The following is a 1,147-nucleotide window of genomic DNA, read 5'->3' on the forward strand; positions in this document are numbered from 1 at the left end:
CAGGCCAAGGCCTCGCAGCCCCGCGGCCAGTTCGAGCGCCCGCCGATGCAGATCGCCATAGCGCTGCACGAGACGCTCGCCGTGAAACACCGCGCCATGCGCCGGGAAGCGGCGCGCGGCATGCGCCAGCAAGGTGAAGAGATTCATCGCATGCGAACCCGAAGATGCCGAACAGAGGGAGCGGCGCTCAATCGACCTTCGCTCCGGAAAATTTCACGACCTCACCCCACTTCAGGATGTCGTCCTTGATGGCCGTCGTGAAGCGCTCCGGCGTTCCGCCCAGGGGGGTGTAGCCCATCTGTTCGATCTTCTCCCTGAAGGCCGGCGAATTCAGCGCGGCGTTGAGCGTGCTGTTGATGCGTTGCGTGACTTCGGGCGGCGTGCCCTTGGGCGCCATGAGGCCGTACCACGAGGTCACGGTCACGCCCTGGATGCCCTGCTCCGCCAGCGTCGGGATGTCGGGTGCGGCGGGGCTGCGCTTGGCCTCCGTGATGCCGATGGCGACCAACTTGCCCTGCTTCAGGAAAGGCAGCGTCGCGGGCAGGTTGCTGAACATCAGCGGCACCGAGCCGCCGAGCACGTCGTTGAGCGCGGGCGGCGTGCCCTTGTAGGGCACGTGCAGCATGTCGATGCCGGCCTGCTGCTTGAACAGTTCGCCCGCCAGGTGCAAGCCGCTGCCCACGCCGGGCGAGGCATAAGACAGCGTGCCGGGCTTGGCCTTGGCCTGCGCCACCAGATCCTTCGCACTCTTGATGCCCGATGCGGGCGACGCCACCAGCACATTGGGCGCCTTGGCCAGCATGGTGATCGGCACGAAGTCCTTCGCCATGTCGAACGGGAAATTGGGCATCAGCGTCGGGTTGAGGGTGACGTTGCCCGCCGGGATCACCAACAGCGTGTGGCCGTCGCGCTTGGCGCGCTTGACCTTCTCCATGCCGATGTTGCCGGCCGCGCCCACCTGGTTGTCGACCACTGCCGCCTGTCCATAGCGCTTGGCAAGACCATCGGAAAGCACGCGGGCCAGCATGTCGACCGGGCCGCCGGGCGGGAACGGCGAAATGATGGTGAAGCGCTCGCTGGCGAGCTGCTTCTGGGCCTCGCTCTGCTGCGCGTGCACGGGGGCGGCGAGCGTGAAAGCTGCCAGCGC

1 protein-coding gene is annotated in these 1,147 nt (G+C 67.0%); it reads right to left on the minus strand.

What is annotated here, in order from left to right:
* Window positions 1-187 precede the first annotated feature (187 nt).
* The coding region (locus tag ACSFA3_RS24880) for a Bug family tripartite tricarboxylate transporter substrate binding protein (RefSeq protein WP_435508029.1) at window positions 188-1,147 on the minus strand (960 nt) is incomplete at its 5' end.

Source organism: Variovorax glucosi, from assembly GCF_051216695.1.
Lineage (GTDB): Bacteria > Pseudomonadota > Gammaproteobacteria > Burkholderiales > Burkholderiaceae_C > Variovorax.